Source organism: Bartonella sp. MR168JLCBS (assembly GCF_042194175.1).
The window spans coordinates 1-509 of record NZ_JBHIMP010000648.1 but is presented as its reverse complement, the minus strand read 5'-3'; the positions used below and the strand labels follow the sequence as shown (position 1 = coordinate 509).

Below are 509 nucleotides of genomic sequence, written 5' to 3'. Positions count from 1 at the left end.
ATTTTATTTCCTTCACGGCTTGTACCGTCATCTCACCAGGCTTTGTGCTTGTCGTCACGATAGTCAATCAGTTTGTGTATTGTTTTGAGAAATCCTTCTGCAGCCTTCATATTCAATAAGGCCGCGTGCATCACAGAATGAGTTCCAAAAGCCATACGCATTTCATCACTTGTAAATAATGATGTGGTTTTTATGTTCTGATTTGTTTGTTGCTGTATTGTATGGATGGCTTGTAAAATTTTCCGCTTTCCATTTTCTGTAGCTTCTTTGGCATGAAGGACGAAAATGACTTTACCAGAGCGGATAGCTGCATCAACTTTGGTTGCTCCCATAACAATAACACCTGCTTTTCGCGCCATGGAAAGGCTGCCAAGAGCAGCTTTTAGCAAAAGCGTCTCCACAATATGTGCGAGGTTTGACGCAACTTCAACATCTGTTTTAAAACTTTTGTTAAAAGCTTTTTGTTTGATCGCTTCTTCAATGGCAGAACGGTGAGAAGAGACCCAGAC

1 pseudogene is annotated in these 509 nt (G+C 41.1%); it reads right to left on the bottom strand.

From position 1 onward, the window contains the following. Nucleotides 1-509: pseudogene (locus tag ACFIK8_RS13195) on the bottom strand (YlxR family protein); the annotation flags it as partial.